This is a genomic window from Chroococcidiopsis sp. [FACHB-1243] (genome assembly GCF_014696895.1).
Taxonomy (GTDB): Bacteria; Cyanobacteriota; Cyanobacteriia; order Cyanobacteriales; family Chroococcidiopsidaceae; genus Chroococcidiopsis.
Map to the genome: position 1 here is coordinate 1 of NZ_JACJQX010000002.1, position 19,109 is coordinate 19,109.

At 43.7% G+C, this 19,109-nt stretch carries 17 protein-coding genes; 8 read left to right on the forward strand and 9 right to left on the reverse strand.

What is annotated here, in order from left to right; all coding sequences use genetic code 11:
• The first annotated feature begins 219 nt into the window (after positions 1 to 219).
• Positions 220 to 3,348, forward strand: a complete 3,129-nt coding sequence (locus tag H6G17_RS01425; RefSeq protein ID WP_192153597.1) for a response regulator — start codon at positions 220 to 222, stop codon at positions 3,346 to 3,348.
• Between the two features lie 347 nt (positions 3,349 to 3,695).
• A complete protein-coding gene (locus tag H6G17_RS01430) occupies positions 3,696 to 3,908 on the forward strand; it encodes a hypothetical protein (RefSeq protein WP_192153598.1) in 213 nt (70 codons plus the stop codon).
• Positions 3,909 to 3,994: 86 nt separating this feature from the next.
• On the opposite strand, the gene H6G17_RS01435 is transcribed toward H6G17_RS01430, so the two are convergent.
• Entirely contained in the window at positions 3,995 to 4,426 is a 432-nt protein-coding gene (locus tag H6G17_RS01435) for a nucleoside deaminase (RefSeq protein ID WP_192153599.1), read from the reverse strand.
• Positions 4,427 to 4,443: 17 nt separating this feature from the next.
• Here H6G17_RS01435 and H6G17_RS01440 point away from each other — a divergent pair, with 17 nt between their 5' ends.
• Positions 4,444 to 5,367, forward strand: coding sequence for a nucleoside hydrolase (locus tag H6G17_RS01440; protein WP_192153600.1), 924 nt, complete (start codon positions 4,444 to 4,446; stop codon positions 5,365 to 5,367).
• A gap of 466 nt (positions 5,368 to 5,833) precedes the next feature.
• Positions 5,834 to 6,418: a hypothetical protein gene (locus tag H6G17_RS01445; RefSeq protein WP_192153601.1), complete on the forward strand. Its 585-nt coding sequence runs from the start codon at positions 5,834 to 5,836 to the stop codon at positions 6,416 to 6,418.
• Between the two features lie 42 nt (positions 6,419 to 6,460).
• Here H6G17_RS01445 and H6G17_RS01450 read toward each other — a convergent pair whose 3' ends face one another.
• Positions 6,461 to 7,546, reverse strand: a complete 1,086-nt coding sequence (locus H6G17_RS01450) for a tetratricopeptide repeat protein (protein WP_192153602.1) — start codon at positions 7,544 to 7,546, stop codon at positions 6,461 to 6,463.
• A 295-nt stretch (positions 7,547 to 7,841) separates the two neighbouring features.
• On the opposite strand from H6G17_RS01450, the gene rpsU reads away from it, so the two are divergent.
• Positions 7,842 to 8,021 (forward strand): 30S ribosomal protein S21, encoded by a 180-nt coding sequence (rpsU, locus tag H6G17_RS01455; protein WP_015157038.1) that lies wholly within the window; start codon positions 7,842 to 7,844, stop codon positions 8,019 to 8,021.
• Positions 8,022 to 8,139: 118 nt separating this feature from the next.
• Here rpsU and pth read toward each other — a convergent pair whose 3' ends face one another.
• The 3 genes from pth to psbH all read right to left on the reverse strand — a co-directional run bounded on the left by pth (position 8,140) and on the right by psbH (position 9,564).
• A complete protein-coding gene (gene pth, locus H6G17_RS01460; RefSeq protein WP_192153603.1) occupies positions 8,140 to 8,817 on the reverse strand; it encodes an aminoacyl-tRNA hydrolase in 678 nt (225 codons plus the stop codon).
• Between the two features lie 28 nt (positions 8,818 to 8,845).
• Positions 8,846 to 9,133, reverse strand: a complete 288-nt coding sequence (locus tag H6G17_RS01465) for a TatA/E family twin arginine-targeting protein translocase (RefSeq protein WP_192153604.1) — start codon at positions 9,131 to 9,133, stop codon at positions 8,846 to 8,848.
• 221 nt (positions 9,134 to 9,354) lie between these two features.
• Positions 9,355 to 9,564, reverse strand: a complete 210-nt coding sequence (gene psbH / locus H6G17_RS01470) for a photosystem II reaction center protein PsbH (RefSeq protein WP_015157035.1) — start codon at positions 9,562 to 9,564, stop codon at positions 9,355 to 9,357.
• An 83-nt stretch (positions 9,565 to 9,647) separates the two neighbouring features.
• Here psbH and psbN point away from each other — a divergent pair, with 83 nt between their 5' ends.
• Positions 9,648 to 9,779 carry a photosystem II reaction center protein PsbN gene (gene psbN / locus H6G17_RS01475; protein ID WP_041462633.1) on the forward strand — a complete coding sequence of 44 codons (132 nt, stop codon included), beginning with the start codon at positions 9,648 to 9,650 and terminating at the stop codon, positions 9,777 to 9,779.
• A 95-nt stretch (positions 9,780 to 9,874) separates the two neighbouring features.
• Here the strand turns inward: psbN and H6G17_RS01480 are convergent, their stop codons facing one another.
• Entirely contained in the window at positions 9,875 to 13,153 is a 3,279-nt protein-coding gene (locus H6G17_RS01480) for an alpha-mannosidase (protein ID WP_192153605.1), read from the reverse strand.
• A gap of 254 nt (positions 13,154 to 13,407) precedes the next feature.
• On the opposite strand from H6G17_RS01480, the gene H6G17_RS01485 reads away from it, so the two are divergent.
• Positions 13,408 to 14,952 carry a hypothetical protein gene (locus tag H6G17_RS01485; protein WP_192153606.1) on the forward strand — a complete coding sequence of 515 codons (1,545 nt, stop codon included), beginning with the start codon at positions 13,408 to 13,410 and terminating at the stop codon, positions 14,950 to 14,952.
• A gap of 44 nt (positions 14,953 to 14,996) precedes the next feature.
• Here the strand turns inward: H6G17_RS01485 and H6G17_RS01490 are convergent, their stop codons facing one another.
• Positions 14,997 to 15,473 carry a hypothetical protein gene (locus tag H6G17_RS01490; protein WP_192153607.1) on the reverse strand — a complete coding sequence of 159 codons (477 nt, stop codon included), beginning with the start codon at positions 15,471 to 15,473 and terminating at the stop codon, positions 14,997 to 14,999.
• 650 nt (positions 15,474 to 16,123) lie between these two features.
• On the opposite strand from H6G17_RS01490, the gene H6G17_RS01495 reads away from it, so the two are divergent.
• Positions 16,124 to 17,443, forward strand: a complete 1,320-nt coding sequence (locus H6G17_RS01495) for an outer membrane protein transport protein (protein ID WP_192153608.1) — start codon at positions 16,124 to 16,126, stop codon at positions 17,441 to 17,443.
• A 222-nt stretch (positions 17,444 to 17,665) separates the two neighbouring features.
• Here H6G17_RS01495 and H6G17_RS01500 read toward each other — a convergent pair whose 3' ends face one another.
• Complete coding sequence (locus H6G17_RS01500) at positions 17,666 to 17,911, reverse strand: hypothetical protein (RefSeq protein ID WP_192153609.1); 246 nt, start codon at positions 17,909 to 17,911, stop codon at positions 17,666 to 17,668.
• A gap of 490 nt (positions 17,912 to 18,401) precedes the next feature.
• Complete coding sequence (locus H6G17_RS01505; protein WP_192153610.1) at positions 18,402 to 18,635, reverse strand: hypothetical protein; 234 nt, start codon at positions 18,633 to 18,635, stop codon at positions 18,402 to 18,404.
• Between the last annotated feature and the right edge of the window lie 474 nt (positions 18,636 to 19,109).

Below are 19,109 nucleotides of genomic sequence, written 5' to 3' on the forward strand. Positions count from 1 at the left end.
TACTACTGAAGATGCTCGCGTCAAACTTAAACATCTTTATCCGATTTTTGTCACCGAAGAAACAGCTGATTTTAATGCACTATTTTAGCCTTGCCACACCAGTAGGGTGCGTTACGCCATCATGCTAACGCACCCTACTGTGCTGATAACCAATCGCTGATTTCGGGAATACTAAATGCGAACGTAGCGTGAAGCATTTGTCGGATTGGAAATTAAGATATGGCTTCTAGTCGAATAGCAATTGGCAAGATAGCACGGCGAACATTATTAAAAATAACAGTAAGAGTAACTCTTGTTATTATTGCTGCTAGTGCGCTCGGTTATCTTCATGTTTTATCGAATTTAGAATCTCATGTGCGAGAAGATCTCAAACAATATGTAATTGAACGAGGTCGGCAAGAGAGCGATTTTTTGGCTCTAGCAGCAGCAACTCAGGACGAGCGACGCTTAGCCTCAACTGATAACGACATTCTGCTCGACGATCTAGTTAAGAAAATGACAAACGAGTGGTTGCCAGGATCTTACACTATGATCTTTCACTCCGACGGTCGCCTAATTGCTCATCCAGATTTAATGTCACAAATTCAAGCTAGTCAGGGTAAATTTTATCTCGAACGAGCGGGTGATTTGCATTTGCAAACTATTTTTAAGTTAGTTAAGCATATTCAACCCGGACAAACAGTCATAGATAACGTCAAGAATAACGAGTATCTTGCTGTTACTAGCATTCCCACTCTGAATTGGTATTTCGTAGTTGTCCTTCCCAAGTCAACTTTGCTCCAGCAAGCATGGTCTAATGCTAAATTTATCCCGATCTTAGGACTATTATCGCTATTAATAGAAGTTGCCTTAATATTTGTCACTTTACGCCAGCAAATTGCTAAACCTTTAAGGAGATTGCTGACAGCCACAGAGCTGATTGCGGCGGGAAACTTAGATGTCCAACTAGATGCCGATAGACAAGATGAATTGGGCTATCTAGCGACATCATTTAACAAAATGGCAAATGCGATCGCCCATCGGGATACCCAGTTGGCAGAGCAAAATACGAAGCTAGAACGAGAAGTAGCCGCGAGAACGGCAGCTTTACAGGCAGCCTTAGAGCAAGCAGAAGCCGCTAGTATGCAACTTGTAGAATCGAAAACAGCATTGGAAGTTTTGCAGTTGGAAACTCAGATGGCTCGTACCGCAGCTGAGGCTGCTAATCAAGCTAAAAGTGCGTTTCTCGCCAACATGAGCCATGAAATCCGTACTCCCATGAATGGAGTCATTGGCATGACAGGTTTACTACTCAATACATCTCTAACTCCCCAGCAGCAAGATTTTGTAGATACGATTCGCAGAAGCGGCGATGCTTTACTGACAATCATCAACGACATTCTAGACTTTTCCAAAATTGAATCAGACAAATTGGATTTGGAAGAACAACCCTTCGATTTGCGAGTTTGCATTGAAAATTCTCTCGACGTGCTAGCTCCTCAAGCTGCGGAAAAGAATCTGGAGCTGGCTTACCTGCTCGATCCACAAACACCAGATATGATTGTGGGAGACGTGACGCGGCTATGTCAAATTCTAGTCAACCTGCTGAGCAATGCAGTGAAGTTCACGGAGCATGGAGAAGTTGTAGTTTCAGTCACGACTAAAGAGGTAAATAGTAGCGAGTATCTGGAGGGAAGAAAAAAAGAGCAACTGCCGCAGACTGCCAACTATCTCATGCCGACATTCTATGAAATTCAATTTGCCGTTAAAGACACTGGGATTGGAATTCCTGTCGATCGCATGGATCGGTTATTTAAATCCTTCAGTCAAGTCGATACTTCCACCACTCGTCAATATGGCGGAACGGGGTTGGGTTTAGCCATTTCTCAGCGATTAACTGAGATGATGGGCGGGAGAATGTGGGTAGAGAGCCAAGTCAGTGTTGGTTCTACCTTCTACTTTACGATCGCGGTAGCAGCACCCAATATCGTGCAAAATGAGAGTTCCTGTGCTTTACCGCAATTGCACGGTAAGCGTTTGCTAATTGTGGATGATAGTGCCACCAATCGTAAAATTCTGATGTTGCAAGCCCAATCTTGGGGAATGCTTCCCCGTGCGGCTGCTTCTGGTGCAGAGGCATTGGAATGGTTGCAACGTGGAGATCCGTTCGATTTAGCAGTGTTAGATATGCAAATGCCGCAGATGGACGGTTTGAGCCTAGCGATAACCATCCACCAACACCCTAGCTATCGCAAGCTACCTTTGCTCCTGTTGACTTCTATGGGTAAGCCAGAGGTCGCCAGTCAAAGTGCAGCAGTCAAGTTATCTGCCTGTCTGACAAAGCCTGTCAAACAATCTCAACTCTATAACGTCCTGTTGCAAATTTTGAGCGAACAGTCGCAGCCATCCCAAGTTGCACCATTTCTGCCTAAATCCTCAACTCTTAGCGCTCAAATAGCGCAAACTCATCCTTTAAATATTTTATTAGCTGAAGATAATACGGTAAATCAGAAGGTAGCGTTGTTAATGTTGCAGCAAATGGGATATCGGGCAGATGTTGCTAACAATGGACTGGAAGTTCTAGCCGCGCTGCAACGTCAGCCTTACGATGTCGTGTTGATGGACGTACAGATGCCAGAAATGGATGGATTGGAGGCAGCAAGACAAATCTGCCAGCGGTGGTTCCATCCGCAGAAACCGCGAATTGTAGCCATGACTGCAAATGCCATGCAGGGCGATCGCGAAGCCTGTCTCTATGCTGGTATGGACGATTACCTAACTAAACCCGTGAAGATCGAGCATTTGGCTCAGGCTTTGAGTCAGTGTCATCCCGTAGGAGATGGGAGCAGGGACGAGCTGGGAGCAGGGACGAGCTGGGAGCAGGGGGACAAGGGGGACAAGGGAGAAATTAGTCACGCACCACGACGCGGTTTTATTGCGGAGGACAGCTCCGCAACCGTCCGCTTCACCACGCACCACGCACCACCTTTATCTCCTGCAATCGATACTAAGGCTTTGCAAGCATTAGAGGAGATGGCGGGGGAAGGTGGAGCAGCAACGATCGCAGTGGTAGTTGATGCTTATTTAGAAGATGCACCAAAATTAATTCAAACAATTCAAACTGCGATCGCATCTGTAAATGCTACAGAATTACAACGAGCAGCCCATACTCTCAAATCTAGTAGCGCTACTTTGGGCGCAATGTATTTCAGTCAGCTATCAAAGCAATTAGAAATTATCGGGCGTAATGGCACAATTGAGTTGCCAAAGAGTAGAGAAATTGTCTCTGAGCTTGAGGCTGAGTACATAAAAGTTAAAGCAGAACTAAAGAAATACTTAAATACTACTGAGTTATCAAATAACACGTAGTACTGATTACAAAATATTTTCAGCTTGTTGACTCGTTAAATTGCGTCTGATATTGTGGCGTTGGAATAAAGTTAAGAGTAAAGTCAATATTAGTAGCTGCCAATCGAAATTACTTTCTCTCATTTGATTGAGTGTTGTCTGGGCAGTTCGTTTGCGTCAATTGTAGGTCAAGTGTTCGTCAGTGCGAACAAAATATTTTGGCAAACAACCCATAAATCGAAGTTGACCTCAACATATAATCCACGGCAAATTGTATAGAAGGAGAATCACAATTTAATCAATTTAACGATCCAGGTTCGAGACAAGAAACAGCAGACAACCATATCCTCAAATAAGGAGAGTGAGCCATGTTTCAAGTCGGCGATCGCGTTATTCATCACGCTAGCGGCCAATCTGGCGCTGTCATCGGTTACGGACACCAGATTATTGATGGAGTTTATCAGCCAACCTTAATAGTCAGAGTCGTGAGAGATAGGGAATTAGGACAAACAGGTGTAGTTGAAGACTTATCAGCTAACTGGATACCGAGTGACGAGGAAATACACTCGCAAGTTGCTTAAATCAACTTAAATAAAACAATGAGAGCGCCAGATCTGGCGCTCTTATTTTTTGCGATCGAGTAGAGTCCGAGGCGCTATGCTGTACTCTATTCACCAATATCCTCATTCCAAAGAGAAGGATTTTTTTCAATAAAATCTCCCATCATTCGCTTGCACTCATACATATTTAAATCGATAACTTCTACCCCATGTGCCTCCATAAAGTCTTTGGCTCCAGCAAAGTTGGCAGATTCAGCCGCAATCACTTTTTTAATCCCAAACTGCACCACAGCACCAGCACAGAGATAACAAGGCATCAATGTGGAATAAAGAGTTGTACCTTTATAGTTACCGATTCTACCTGCGTTACGGAGACAATCGATTTCTGCATGGGTGACAGGATCGCCGTCTTGAACTCGCTTATTGTGTCCCTGACCGACAATTTTGCCATCTTTGACTAGTACCGAACCGATGGGAATACCTCCTTCTGCTAACCCTTGTTGTGCTTGAGCGATCGCGGCTGCCATAAACTCGTCCATGAATAATTCTCCAATTTATGTCTAAACAACTCGTACTTATGGATTGTGACGGTGGTGTAGATGATTATCTAGCAACTATGCTACTGATGACGATGGAACGAGTTGAATGTCTGGGTGTTGTTGTCACTCCAGCAGATTGTTACGTTCGCGCCGCCGTCAGTGCTACCCGTAAAATTCTCGATTTCATGGGATGCGATCGCATTCCAGTTGCAGCTAGTACCGTACGCGGGATTAATCCTTTCCCCCGTCTCTATCGTCGCGATTCCCTCATTGTCGATTGCCTACCCATTCTCAACCAGCAAGATACCATTCGCACGTCTTTGGTTGAGCAAACAGGTCAGGAGTTTACGATCCATACCTTGCTGAATGCACCAGAACCCGTGACCTTGATGGTAACTGGTCCCCTGACCACTATTGCAGTTGCTTTAGATACAGCTCCAGAAATCGAAGCTAAGATTCAACGCCTGGTTTGGATGGGTGGAGCGCTGAATGTTCCTGGTAATGTGGAAAAAAGCATCGAACCAGGACAGGATGGCTCGGCGGAATGGAATGCTTACTGGGATGCAATGGCTGTCGATCGCATTTGGCAAACACAGATTCCGATCGTGATGTGTCCTCTCGATTTAACAAATAATGTTCCAGTCACAGCCGCGATCGTGCGGCAAATGGGCAAACAGCGTCATTATCCCCTTTCAGACTTGGTAGGACAGTGTTACGCCTTGGTCATTCCTCAAGATTATTATTTTTGGGACGTGCTAGCCACAGCATATCTGGCTCATCCAGAGATTTATCAACTGCGAGAATGGGAAACCACAATTATCACTACAGGTGCAAGCCAAGGTCGCACCAAAATTCAACCTGGCGGGCGCAAAGTTCAAGTCATGGAGCGAGTCGATCGCGAGATATTTTATGACTACATATTACAGCAGTGGCAAAGATGAGGAAGCAGGGAGCAGAGGGGCTTCAGGGGTAGAGGAGCGAACTGTCAACTGTCTTCACGAAGTGTAGCGAAGCGTTTACCATCAACTAACAACCATTGTTTTCTTAAAAATATGTAAACTTTCATCAATAATTACTGCGTTTATCTACTCCTAATGGACTAAGTAATAATACTTGAGTCGATTCAAGTAAATAAATGTTAAGAAATAAATATTAATCTTGCATAAAATTCCCAAAAAATTTCATAATTAATCCTAATTAGATCCAAATTTGAGTGACCTGCAAGAAGCATCTAGGGATATTGAGCCTAGTGAAGCAATTTCAACTGTAGGCAAAATAGTATAAAAGGAAACAAGTGCTGTCAGATAGCAGGGAGCAGCACGCTCGATCTTGTGTTGCGATCGCAGTCTAGTTGAGTTTTTCAGAAGTTGCCGTTAATCTCATCGTCAGAAGCCAGGAGTATTGCAAATGTTCGGTTCGATCAAAAAAATACTGAGTGGGATAGTGTCCTTCTTTCTAGGTTTTTTCAGTGGCAAGAAATCCTTGGAAGGTAAACCCAATAAGCCACGCAAGGGTAATGGTTATTTTCTTGAATTAGAAGAAACAGAAGTCCCCAAAGAACTAAAAGCTGCTGCTAAATCAATTGCTTCAGCAACCAACGAAGTTAAAGCAAAAGCGTCAGAACTCGTCACTGCTGTAACAACCAAAGAATCTGAGTCTAACGCTAAAGCAGAGCCAGCCGCATCAGAGAAGGTAAAAACTGCTGATGCGGTTGCACCCGCTAAAGCAGAAACGGCAAAAGCTGAGGCTCCTACCAAAAAACAACCCCCTAAAGCAGAAGTAGAATTGGTGCAAACTGCTGAGGGAGTCAAAGCTCAGGTTGTCAAGCCAACCAAACCAGTGAAAGCTGTTGCTGATAGCAATGGTAAGGCTGCTACATCTACATTTGCGCCCAACTACCTGATGCCGTCTGCTTCTAACAGCCGTCGTCGCCCAGGAGCAAATATGAATTCTTTCTTGGATATGGCACGCCAAGTTAAGACTCCTGGTTAGATTGAAGTAAAAAATGTAGGATGTGGCGATCGCCTCTCTACATTAATTTTTCCTTCCTTTTAAGAAAACTAATCCACTGTAGAGATGGAATGCTGCATCCCAGTTAGTGGGATCGCGGCGGAAAAGATGGATGTGAGATGAAATTGGAGCGAGTAAATCGCTCCAATCCAAAGCTGTATTGGCAAAAATGGTAAAATCAGACCAGTTATTGGCGCATTCGAGCTTTTGGTCGAGAAAGTCTTGTAGATGATTCCAGTTAATTCTGACAGTCGTTTGATTGTGCGTTTGCTCCTCGGAGAAAGGAATGCCATTGTGGAACATATAATTACGATCGCATAGTCGCACGATATAACCGCGATCGCATAAGTGTAAATCGCAGAATTGCGCGTAGTCTTGAGTCTGAGTTTTGCGTTGTAGCTTGCCACGTACATTTATGTCTACAACTTGCTCGAAAAGGGGTAATAATCCCGTCACTTTATGAGTCACTTCCGACCATTGAAAGCTCAGAAAACTCAGCTCATCTGCTTCATTTTGACAAACAACGCTGGCTGCTGGAGCGACTTCAAAATATCGTGCTTGGAAAACTTGGATCTGTTCGATTTCTGCCAAAGTTGACCAAAAACATGGTATGCCAGCAGCTAAAAGTCGTTGACCGAAAAATTGTAATTCGCCAATTGCACCTGTACGATACAGCCGCCAACCGCGACTTGGTAGCTGAAGTCGAGCTGTATAAGGGTCAATTTGCATAATTTGGGCTAAATTGCCAGCGACTTCAGATTTGCGATCGCTAGCAATCGGTTCTAATACCAATACGCCTTTTTGCATATTATCTGGATCGGCAATAGCTTGGGCGATCGCCTGCTGGCGTTGTGCCTTTATAAGTGATTCAATGCGGATTATACCCTGACGCGCTTGCGCCATAATCCTAGCGTGAACGTGACCCGAACTCAGTAACAGTTGCCGATAAATCTCTGCTGCTGTATCTAATTTGCCAGATATTTCATCTAATCTACCCGAGTAAAATTGTACCCAAGGGTCTGCGGGAGAACTATGCCGCAGCTGCTGTAATAACTGGGCTGCGGTGTCATAATCTTGGCGTTCAAAAGCAGCAGCAATGAGATCGAGCATCGATAGGACAAGAGAGCAACTGTATTTATGTTGCCCAAAATGTCAGTTGTCAGCTATCAGTTATCAGTGACTAGTGACTAGTGGCTGGTGGAACCAGAATTCTCCCCCTTGTCTCCCTTGTCCCCCTTGTCCCCTTTATCCCCCTCAGCTCTCTTCCAGCATTGGTTATCCCTAGTTAAGGCAACAACGATAATGTTAAACTTGTTTTCAGCACTATTTATGGTATGTAGTCACCGAACAAACGAACTTTAGGGAAGACTACAATTGAATTGATGATTTTGAGGAAAGAGATAGAATGACCCAAGTGCTTCTCGGAGAAAATGAAGGAATTGATTCGGCATTACGGCGATTCAAGCGCCAAGTATCCAAAGCAGGAATTTTGGCGGACGTAAAATATCATCGCCATTTTGAAACACCCCAAGAGAAACGCAAACGCAAAGCTGTTGCAGCTCGACGCAAGCGACGGATGAGATAAATAGAGCGGAAATTTAAATTTAATATACTCTTAATTGGTGACGTTACTTAACTGAATTGAAGGAAGTAAGTCACTCTATTAGATAAAAGGTGAGATAAGGATACAAGATAGGCGATCGCTAGTTACCTACAGCCTGTTTTGTATCCTTCGCGTCTAATAAGATATTGCGGTTGTTGTAGCGGTTCATTGCTTGCGCTACTCCTTGTTTCAAGCTTAGTTCTACAGCTTCTAACGCCATTTGCAAAACTTCAGCTACTAATGGGGCTTGGGCTGAGGAAAAGCGTCCCAGCACGTAAGATATAGTTGATGCGCCTTCCTTGGTAATGTTGCCTTGAGGTCTACCGATACCGATTCGCAGCCGGGGAAAGTTTTGCGTTCCTAAGTGAGCGATCGCACTTTTCATTCCATTGTGTCCGCCAGCCGAACCGGATAAGCGCAGACGAATTTTTCCCAAGGGGAGATCCATATCGTCGTAAATTGCCAGTACCGATTCTGGTGGTAGCTTGTACCAATCTGTGACGGCGCGAATTGCCTGACCGGAGTTATTCATATATGTTAAGGGTTTGAGTAAGCGGATTTTACCGGCATTACTCCTACCTTCACCAAATATGCCCTGAAATTTGCGATTGTCTGCCAGTGGAATTTGCCAAGCACGAGCGATCGCATCAACAGCAGCAAAACCAATATTGTGGCGGGTTTGGTCGTATTTAGGCTCTGGGTTTCCCAAACCAACAATGAGTTGCGGCACAATAAGAACTTGATTGGAAGTTGAATTAGAGGCGATCGCTTCTGTCATTACACCTATCGATCTAACTTTTATTTGTCTAGCTTTGCTGCGTTGAAGAAGTTGTCGTATTGGTAGAAACGGTTTCTTCTTTTGCTGCTGGCGGAATTTGCTTTGGTTCTAGTTCGGCAGTTGTCTGCATTGCCTGTTCTATTTGTTCCGCTTCGCGCTTAAACTCTGACTGGAACTCGTTAGAAGCATCTTGGAAACTGCGAATTGCCTTCCCCAAACTCCGACCGATCTCCGGCAGCTTTTTGGGTCCAAAGATCAGCAGTGCAACTACAAAAATTAAAGCCATTTCTGGCAGTCCAATCCCGAAGACATTCATAAACAAACCTCCTGCAAAGTCTATTCCCCCAGTCCTAGTATAGGCTGCGAACAGTAACTATTGAGTAGCGATCGGTTGTCAGTGTAGAGACGTTACATGTAACGTCTCTACAAAGTTGTCACGTCTGTACTTTATTCCTCATATCTCAAAAAAAAACCCAGATCGATTCTGGGTGGAATGTAAGTTATAAGTATTGTTAATAACTCTCAGTTTTCTAACGATTAACCACCTAAACCAGTCCAATTGGGGGCAATATCAGGTCTTTCAATCAGCAATGATTGGTTATAGATTTGCAGGATGATCAAGAGAAAGACGAAAAATAATAGTATGAAAATCGCCATTACGGGAGTCGTCCCCCAACCAGGAGCAACTTTACCATACTCTGAATTCAAGGGTCTGAGGATTTCTCCCAACCAAGTCCGTTGTGCCATGACTCACCTATGATGAATTGCGAAAGCATTTTTTAACGTTCTGTAATATTGTATAGGAAGAGTACTCATAATCTATCGCTATGATGGAACCCGCAACAGTTCTTAGCATTTCCTTGGCTGCCGTATTGATTGCCATTACTGGCTGGACAGTGTATACCTCCTTCGGTCCTCCAGCAAAAGAGTTAAGAGATCCGTTTGAAGAACACGAAGATTAAAGATAGTTATACTTTTGTATTGTTGGTGGGCAGCAGGCAGTCTCTATATTCTCCAGAAGCCCACCGCGATCGCCAGCGATCGCAGTTGCTCCGTTTCATCTAGCCTTGAGCTTTAAGGTGACGATCTTCCATGGTGAAATGCTCTTCGCTTTTCGGTCGGCTGGATTAGTAGCTATAGGTCTTTCTAAAAGATCGAGATTGTCGGCTACGCTTAAATTTAAGCAATTCTGTAGGTCTAATCGAGCTGGATCGCCGTGGCATTCATAGCACCGCAAAATTAACTCTTGCGGCTCGTCTTCTGAAGGCTTGAACGCCATCAAAATTAAGTTATCGGCTGATATTGTTAAAAAGTTTGTAGTAGCTGGGATCTTTCCTGATGTAGCAGTCGCAGCAGGCAATAGTAAAACTTGCAACGGTATATTCAGTTCGTAACCATGTCTGACTGTCTGTGCTTGTTGCCACGTACCAGCATGGGGATAGAGTGCATAGGTAAATTCATGTAAGCCTATGTCTGCTTCGGGATCGGGCCATATAGGACTGCGCAATAATGTTAAACGCAGTCGATCCGATTGGTAATCGTAGCCATATTTACAATCATTGAGCAAGCTGACACCACGATCGCTCGTACTTATGTCAGCCCAACGTAAAGCTGGTACTTCCCATTTTGCTTTTTCTGCGGGAGTTTGGGGTTGCGTCGGTCGAGAAATTGCTCCGCAGGGAATTTCATAATTAGCATAGTCTGCTGATACATTCAGGGGAAAAGCAGCTTTTACCATTACATGACGTTCTTGCCAGTCAACGCTAGTTTTAATTGTGAGGACGGGAGAACCCGTTTCTAAAATGTAATCTTGGCGAAAAATTGATTGACCGATTTTTCGAGCTACACTGACGCAACTTTGTAGAAAATTGCGATCGCAATGTTGGTTAATACTTATAAGTTCAGCAGATGGTAAGGGGTGTTGAGCATAATTAGGATCGATGTTCCATGCATCCCAATACTGTCCGCTGTCTTGGAAAGCTTGTAGTTGATTGCCTGCACCATTGAGGACTTCCCATCGATTGATTTTGTCAAAAATGCTGGATAAATCTCCCGTATGAGAATCTACAGTAACGCGCAGATACTCATTTTGAATAATATATTCGGTATAATTTACTTCCTGAGAACTCAATGCAATGAAATGTGTGCGGGGACATAACCAATAAAGGCGATAACCAATGGAAGGAATATCTTTGGCAAGAAAAGAAATAATGGTAGTAGATGTTTGTCGATCGCCCGTAAATTCAGCAACGCTAATGTAAGATTGAACGCTTTCTCCCGTTGAATTACAAATTTGCCAGTTAGTATCTTGTAGATTTGGAACTGTAAGTTCAACAACTTGCGATCGCACCCAATTGAGGGAGTTAAAAACAACAATTGGCTGTGCTTTGGGATGGGGAGATGGAGGAAAATCAATTTGAGCGGCGATCGCCTGCAAAGATTGGTTTAAAATATCAGTTGCCGTTTGCTCTGCTGCTTGCCAATCTTGGTTAGCATCGACATAAACTTCAGGAATAGCAGAACCAGGCAAAATATCGTGAAATTGATTGAATAAGACTTTTTTCCAAGCGTCCTCAATTTCTGTTTTAGGATATGCCATCTCAGCCGTCAGCATTGCCAAAGTTGCGAATAATTCTGCTTGATATAACAAATCTTCGCAACGACGGTTGTATCGTTTTTGATCGGCATGAGATGTATAACAGCCGCGATGAAATTCTAAATAAAGTTCATTTTGCCAAATTGGTAATGGGTAATTGGTAGTTGGTAATTGGTAGGTGGTGGTTGCCCCTCTGCTCTCTTCCCCGACTCCCGACTCCCGACTCCCGTACGGGCGGGTTTCCAAACCCGCCCCTACCGACTCCTGAATTTCCCGCAAATACTCCTCAGCGGTGGTAAATTCCAAATCGGGAAAAAAGGGCGATTGTTGCCAGCGTCGCGCTACTTCAAGCATATCGCGGGTAGGACCACCACCATGATCGCCGACACCAGGTAGCCAGAGAAATTGTGGTAATTGAGTTTTGGCTTCCCAGTCGCAAGCATAGACTGCCATTTTGACCGGATCGATGCCTTCACCGATGGGCGCAGACATGAGGCTAAGTATATCCGTACCGTCAGGCGATCGCCACCAAAAGACTTCATGGGGAAATTGAGTCGTGTCATTCCAGCGTAATTTCTGGGTGACGAAATATTCCATTCCCCCCAAAACTAAAAATTGCGGTAGAGTCGCGCAGAAGCCGAAACTATCTGGCAACCAAGCAACAGAAGAAATTTGACCAAATTTTGCTTGCACGTATCTTTGTCCGTACAATAGCTGCCTGACAATTGATTCTCCGCTGACGGTATTAAGTTCTGGCTCTACCCATAAACCGCCGACAATTTCCCAACGTCCAGTTCTGACTTGTTGCTGAATTGCGGTAAATAAATCGGGACGGTGTTGTTCGATCCAGGCGTAAAGAGCGGGAGTAGAATGACAAAAAGTGAGTTCGGGAAAAGCTTGTTGCAGATTGAGAACGGAAGTAAACGTGCGCTGAGCCGCTTCCCAAGTTTCGCTGATAGCCCACAACCATGCTAAATCTAAGTGAGCGTGTCCGAGGAGAAAGATTTTAGACTTTGGGTTGTACTTTTGGTGCGGTTCCAACACAACTTGGATTTTGGATTGGAGATTTTGGCGTAAAGCATGGAGCGATCGCCCAAATTTGTCTTTATCTGGTAAACTCGACCAATCGATTTGAGCGACAGCAGTAGCAAACGTGGATAATTGTTCTGGCTCAAAGGTTTCTAAATGTTTCTGGAGAATGGCTAATTCATCTGCCACAAAACCTGGCTCTGGATCTACTGGATCGTTTGATTCGTAAAGACACAGCGATCGCACCAAGGCTCCATCGTCGTGATTTGGACTTACCAGCCGTAAACTTACATGAAATTCTTCCCCAGGAGTCACGCGAGGATTGAGGAGTATTCTCGCCGAGCAATCGAATAAATCTCCCTCTTGTACCAATTCGTCGTTGACATAAATCTGCGCCAATTCCGCCCACCAAGTTAAAGCCAGTCGTAGCGATAAGCCAGCCAGAGGATAGCCCTGTAATTGTGCTGGAACTACTAACTTTTGCTGCAACCACAAAACTTTTTTCCCTTTTTCCCAGGCAATATGTCCTTTAGTGTTGAGGGAGCAAAGGGTTGGTAGGGGCGCACAACTGTGCGCCCCTAACGACTTCTCCGATTTTGGCTCCAGCCACCCCAACCAATTCATCTGGAGATCGACTTGATTACAGAGGCGTAACTGGGCGATCGCTTGTGCAATTACCTCTAAATTGGAGTGTGGTGCAAAAGATGTCATAGATCTAGCCCAGTTCGGAGGACGCGAAAATATCAAAACACTAAATTATAAAGATAAAAGCACGGTTGAGGAGTGATAAGAATCGATCTATTTTAAGATTTCAGTTAGCAATAAACGTTACAAAAGGATCTGTTTCTCGATAAGATCGGCACATCTGCGCCAACATGAATGTTAGTCGTCTCAAGGATAAAATACTCATTCATTTTTTAGATCGTTCGTTTCATAATTTATAATTCCTCGTCCGTATTTAGTCTATGGCTCCTGCTTCCTCCGCGCGCTATCAAAGCAGACTGTTTAGATTCGTTCACAAGCAATCGCGTCGCTTCACCCAGCAGTGCGATCGCGCTTGGCGCAATCTCCAATCTACTGCCAGTTGGGTTGCAGCTGTGGGAATGTATCCCATATTTCTACTGTTACAGTCCAGGCGATCGACGGCAAATCAAGTACATCAAGCAGTTGAAGCAACCCTGCGTCAGTTACCAGCTGATGACGCGGTTATGCAAGAGGAATCGCCAACGGTTGATACTCCGATTCGGCAAGTTTTGCTGTATGTGAAGGGAGCAGGGAGTCGGGAGTCGGGAGTCGGGGAGAAGAGAGCAGGGGAGCAGAGGGGCAGAGGGGCAGAGGAGACTAGGAGACTAGGAGCGACTACCAACTACCAATTACCAACTACCAACTACCAATTACCAATTACCAATTACCCCATCCAAGGTATTGCTTCACAGCTAGATAGTCGCAACTTGGTATTAGTGACAGCACAAAATCAAACTCTGGATGTTATCGATTCTCAGCAGCAGGCGGCGTTACAAGAGCAGATCGTGACTGCCATCGCTCAGTACTGGCAATACCGTCAAAAAATTGGGCATCAATCTCAACTCCATAGTACGGGCGGGTTTAGAAACCCGCCCCTCCCAACTCCCCCGTGGCTGACTTCTCTAGACCATACTGTGGCTGAGGTAGAATCTCATCATCTCGTCCGAGTTAAGTCAGCTGCGATCGCCTTCTATCAAGGTATTTTCTCTCAAAGTACCGATCTGGCTGGTTTGGAGCGCCCTACAGCAAACGTGCGAACTGAGACAAGTAGCAAAACTTACGCGACAAGAATTCTATCTCTGATTTGGGCGGCGATCGATTACTTTTTTGGAACGGACGATCGCGCTACTACACGCCCCTTAACACCTGGTATGACTCATAAGGGAGTTTCCCCGCTTGCAGGTAGATCGATCCCCGTAAATCCTAAATTTCCCGCTCGTCGCCCAACTGCCAAACTTCCTGCTAGTGAAGGTTCAGCCGAGGAAGATCTAGAAGATCCCTGGCTGACGGCTAGCGATCTCTTCAGATCGGTTACGCCAGAAACGACAGGCGATCGCGCCGTACCTACTTTTGCCCTCCCCGCTCATCCTAGTGTTGACTATACTTTTCCTCAAGAGCGCGGCAAGTTAGGTCAATTTCTCTCCAAAATGAGAGCGCCTAAAGGCATGGTTAAAAGGATATCGCCCCCCTTCTCAAGGGGGGTTGAGGGGATCGAAACCAGAGCAAAAAGCGCTGAAATTCGTAGAACTAGCAAAGGCAAACAATCGCTGCACAAAGCCGAGCCGAGCAATATTTCTACACCGGAGACTCGAAACTCATCCATGCAGTCAAAACCAGACTGGATTGAAACCCCTGCAACCTTAATGGGTTATGTTAAACATCCACTAGAGCAAATCTTGGCATGGCTCGATCGCGCCATGTTGTGGTTTGAAGAAGTTTTTCTGAAATTTTGGCAGTGGATAAACAAGCTGTGGCGTAAGTTCTAAAAACTCAGCTTGAAAAACTGAGAAATTCCACGAGGCGATCGCCTCTATTTTTCCGATTCATCTTTTTCAAAAAACGTCCGCAATCGCTCTCTCCAACTGCGATCTTGCGCCTTACGCGATCGCCCTTTGTCTTCCCAATTTTCTATACCTGTAACATTTCTGGTATCTGAGGATTTACGCGAGAAGATCTCTAGCTGTACCAACCACCAATGATAAAACTGGGGATATTTGACGTTTTCGGTAGAGCAGTCTAGCAATTCCATTGCCCGTGCTTGAGGTGAGAAAGTCGTATTACTACTGTCGTCTGTTTCTTCCAGTAACAGCATTGCCCGCTCTCTAATTTTATGTTGAATGGTTTCGACAGATAGCTTGATGCACTCGGGGCAAATGTCACCTTGAATGAATCCTTCGTCATTGTGCAGGAGCGTGCGGACTCTACCTGATTCAAACATGCGATCGCAGACAGTACAACATAGGTGATGGGGGCATGAACTTAACTTTCGCTCCAGTCGAATCCTCATTGTAATTTTTTACTCCATCAGTGTAGTTGAGTCTGAGAGTGCAAAGACAACATTAACCGTTCGCTCCCCTATAGTTAGTCAAATTTTGAGTTAAATATTGTAAATTTCAACATTAGAAAAACTTTTATCTATAAAGGTCGTACTATTCTAAGTAGTTACACTCAGATAAGCCATATTGTTGTCAGATCGTTTGTTTTACCTTACACCCTCACCTGTAGAAAATCCAACTTAACTCTACTGTGAAAGTAAAAGCAGACGCTGACGGAATAGTAAGTTACAAAATATGATGTAGCTCTGCCAGACTAACTTACTTCATCATAATTTTTAATGCGCCTTAAGGACGAATTCTTGCAGTACATCAAGAGGTAGCATTTGTTATCAGTACTGTAGGGGAAAGTCGTAGGAAAATACATCTCGCAACGTAGAGGCGATCGACTATTCAGCTATTTCTAGATCTTGTGTCTTTCCCTGCTCCCTGGCTACTTTTTGTTGTTGGCTGCCAGTTCTATTTTCTAGATTGGCGCTGAAACCTGACTGAAATGTAACGATCTAATAATTATTTGTTCATTTAGCTTCACAACTATAAGCGTGACTGCTCGAAGGTATATATTTGCTTTTGCTTTATTCAAATATCAGAACGAGGAGTCAGAGTGAGGAGAACGTTGCAGTCAATTGCAGCGCTGTTGCCGCTGTTTTTGGCGTTAGAATTTGTTGGCACGACTAGTACTGCTGTAGCATCAGGTTTTGCAATTCTCGAACAAAGCGTACGCGGTTTAGGCAGTGCTTTTTCTAATAGTGCAGCGGCAGATGATGCCAGTACGATCTTTTTCAACCCTGCTGGATTAACTCGTCTGTCAAATAATTCGGCGATCGCGGCAGGATACTATATATTTCCTACAGCTCTGTTTCAAGATCGAGGTTCGGTCGTTGTCACTGACGCACCTTTTACAGGTGGAGATGGCGGAGACGGCGGCGTGAATATTTTTGTCCCTAACTTCTACGCTGTCTGGAATGCCAGCGATCGCGTCAAGCTAGGTTTAGGAGTGAATTCGCCTTTTGGTCTGAAGACGAGGTACGATCGCGATTGGGTTGGGCGCTACTACGCGATTAATTCAGAACTCGTCACAATTAATATTAATCCTACTATTGCGGCAAAACTGACAGACAACCTTTCTTTAGGTGCTGGCATCAATTTACAATATGCTGAAGCCAAACTGTCAAATGCGATCGATTTTGGTTTGATTGGTGCTACGAGATTGCGTACCGCGCCTCAAGCAACTGATGGTTCTGTCGAATTAGAAGGCGATGATTGGAGTTGGGGTTATAACTTGGGGTTACTCTACGAACCCAATCGGAAAACGCGCCTCGGCTTGGCTTATCGTTCGGCGATTACCCACGATTTAGCAGGGGAGGCTGATTTTAACGTTCCTGCTGCGGTGTCAGCTTTAACTGCGACTGGACGATTTCAAGATGGTAGTATCGACGCTGAATTGAACCTACCCGATACTCTATCTCTCAATGCCTATCATCAAATTAGTTCTCGCGTTGCACTGACAGGTGACGTAACTTGGACGAATTGGAGTCGGTTTGAAGAATTGCGCGTCACATTTGACAACCCAGCGGAACCGGATAACGTGCAGCCGGAAAACTGGCACGATACAGTTCGCTATTCTTTAGGGATTAACTATACATTAAGTCCAGTTTGGGAATTACGTGCTGGTGTTGCTTACGATCCGAGTCCGGTAGATAGTACTTATAGATCGCCTAGAATTCCCGATAATGATCGTACTTGGTTAGCGATCGGTGCTAGTTTCAAAGCTTCTGATGCTATTAGCTTTGATGTCGGTTACGCTCACTTATTTGTTGATGATAGTGAGATCGATTTATCTAGCAGTACTAGCGGTAACTTGAGAGGAAAAATTGAAAGTGATGTTGATGTTGTCGGATTGCAACTAACTTGGAAATTTTAGCTTGAATATATAAAGATTGTGGTGGGCATTGCCCACCTTATCCCTCCTCTATTACTTGCTCGAAAACAAATTCTAAAATTCTTACACGGTGCAAGTTTTCTATTTTGTCAATTAAATAAAGACAGAAAGGCAAACCTCAGATACAGTAAGACTTTTAGCTAATTCTCTCGCTTGTATGACAGAAGAGAGTTACAGTTTCAGTTCAAGCTGAGTAGTTTGAGTTCAATCTGTTGGGGCATCTAATCCTATACCAATTCCATAGCCAAATGAAATTGATATGCCACTACCATTAGAAAACTTTCTAGAAATACTTCTAGTTTGAGTTCTAGCAAAGGCAAACTTATTACCGTCACCACCAGTGAAAATGTCTATAAAACTACCGACTCCTGCGTTAATGCTAGCTTCTTCTGTTGCAGTTATATCTGTGAACAATTCAATATTTTGACATCGATCTATTTGATTCAACACTGCTGTTACCTCTGAATTTAGTTATTGAAAACAATACTATATTTTAAAAAACAAGAGTAATAAATATAATAAAAGTTTGTACGTTTTTTAGAATTTGTCAGGATCGGATGATGATTAACAAGCGAGTCACAACTGCGTTTTTGGAGTACTTATTTAGTAAGACTTTATAGTCTTGCGAGCAGATACAATGAGTAGCCACATAGCTATAAATGCTAAGAAGCTTAACGTAAGCTAGTTTACCTGTGCGAACTCACAATAAATTAATATTCTTTACCCCGATCTTAAAAGTTTTATTTGTGTTCTTACGATTGGCAGTTTCTCAGTGCAAAAAAACAGAGTGCTGAAAGCCATTAGTATTACGATTAGTTAGGCTTTCAGCAAGACTGTGAAAGCATTCAAAGATAGTGCTTCAATTACATAACGAAGCCTGGGCGTTCTCTAGACACTAAGCGGGAATTGTATCTCACTTTAGAGTTTGTTCTAGTTAGGACTAGTTAGCCCACGAACCAGAGCGAGATCCACCGCGTGCTATGTGATTCGGATTTCGAGTGCCGCCAGAATCAGAAGCAAAGGTAAATGTAAAGCCTTCCCAAATCGCAGAGTTAGGACCTTCTGCAGATCCAGTAGCTTCAGCAAATGCACTTGCTGTTGCTCCACCTGAAACTACACATTCATCATCTGTTTGCAGAATTTTCAATTCTTTAATTTCGGTAATGTTTAGCATTCAGTAATCCTCCAAAGTTAGTTATTAGCTGTATATCGTCATAAACAAGCTATTTGTTAGCTTGTAATAAACGATATCTGCTCGACTCACAGATAAACCTTATCAGCTTGCCGTTTTGTAAACTCTGGTTTTTACAAATATTCGTTAATGCAATCTATTGAACAATAAAATATAGAAAACTTAAGCCAATCGTGAGTTATCAAATGCAAAAGATAAAGGAAAGAATCATGTATCTAAATTTAGCGATTTAGCGATTGAAGCCATCCCACAAATGAAAAATTTTTCTTAATATGTAGAATTCATGACTCAATAATTTTACTGTTATCGGCTGTATGTAAGGAGAATAGACCAATCTATAATATATTAATTTAAAACTATTTTGTAATCTAGGAAGTTATTGTAACTTATTAGTATTAAATACGATGCCGTTCGAGTATTTATATTCACTCAGATGAGATAAAAGTATCTCTCATA

What these genes read in the sequence shown, in the direction of transcription:
- psbN (WP_041462633.1), top strand. Translation starts at nt 9,648, where the DNA reads ATGGAACCCGCAACAGTTCTTAGCATTTCCTTGGCTGCCGTATTGATT.
- H6G17_RS01445 (WP_192153601.1), top strand. Translation starts at nt 5,834, where the DNA reads ATGTTCGGTTCGATCAAAAAAATACTGAGTGGGATAGTGTCCTTCTTT.
- H6G17_RS01435 (WP_192153599.1), bottom strand. Translation starts at nt 4,426, where the DNA reads ATGGACGAGTTTATGGCAGCCGCGATCGCTCAAGCACAACAAGGGTTA.
- H6G17_RS01465 (WP_192153604.1), bottom strand. Translation starts at nt 9,133, where the DNA reads ATGAATGTCTTCGGGATTGGACTGCCAGAAATGGCTTTAATTTTTGTA.
- psbH (WP_015157035.1), bottom strand. Translation starts at nt 9,564, where the DNA reads ATGGCACAACGGACTTGGTTGGGAGAAATCCTCAGACCCTTGAATTCA.
- H6G17_RS01505 (WP_192153610.1), bottom strand. Translation starts at nt 18,635, where the DNA reads ATGCTAAACATTACCGAAATTAAAGAATTGAAAATTCTGCAAACAGAT.
- H6G17_RS01450 (WP_192153602.1), bottom strand. Translation starts at nt 7,546, where the DNA reads ATGCTCGATCTCATTGCTGCTGCTTTTGAACGCCAAGATTATGACACC.
- H6G17_RS01430 (WP_192153598.1), top strand. Translation starts at nt 3,696, where the DNA reads ATGTTTCAAGTCGGCGATCGCGTTATTCATCACGCTAGCGGCCAATCT.
- H6G17_RS01480 (WP_192153605.1), bottom strand. Translation starts at nt 13,153, where the DNA reads ATGACATCTTTTGCACCACACTCCAATTTAGAGGTAATTGCACAAGCG.
- pth (WP_192153603.1), bottom strand. Translation starts at nt 8,817, where the DNA reads ATGACAGAAGCGATCGCCTCTAATTCAACTTCCAATCAAGTTCTTATT.
- H6G17_RS01425 (WP_192153597.1), top strand. Translation starts at nt 220, where the DNA reads ATGGCTTCTAGTCGAATAGCAATTGGCAAGATAGCACGGCGAACATTA.
- H6G17_RS01440 (WP_192153600.1), top strand. Translation starts at nt 4,444, where the DNA reads ATGTCTAAACAACTCGTACTTATGGATTGTGACGGTGGTGTAGATGAT.
- H6G17_RS01485 (WP_192153606.1), top strand. Translation starts at nt 13,408, where the DNA reads ATGGCTCCTGCTTCCTCCGCGCGCTATCAAAGCAGACTGTTTAGATTC.
- rpsU (WP_015157038.1), top strand. Translation starts at nt 7,842, where the DNA reads ATGACCCAAGTGCTTCTCGGAGAAAATGAAGGAATTGATTCGGCATTA.
- H6G17_RS01490 (WP_192153607.1), bottom strand. Translation starts at nt 15,473, where the DNA reads ATGAGGATTCGACTGGAGCGAAAGTTAAGTTCATGCCCCCATCACCTA.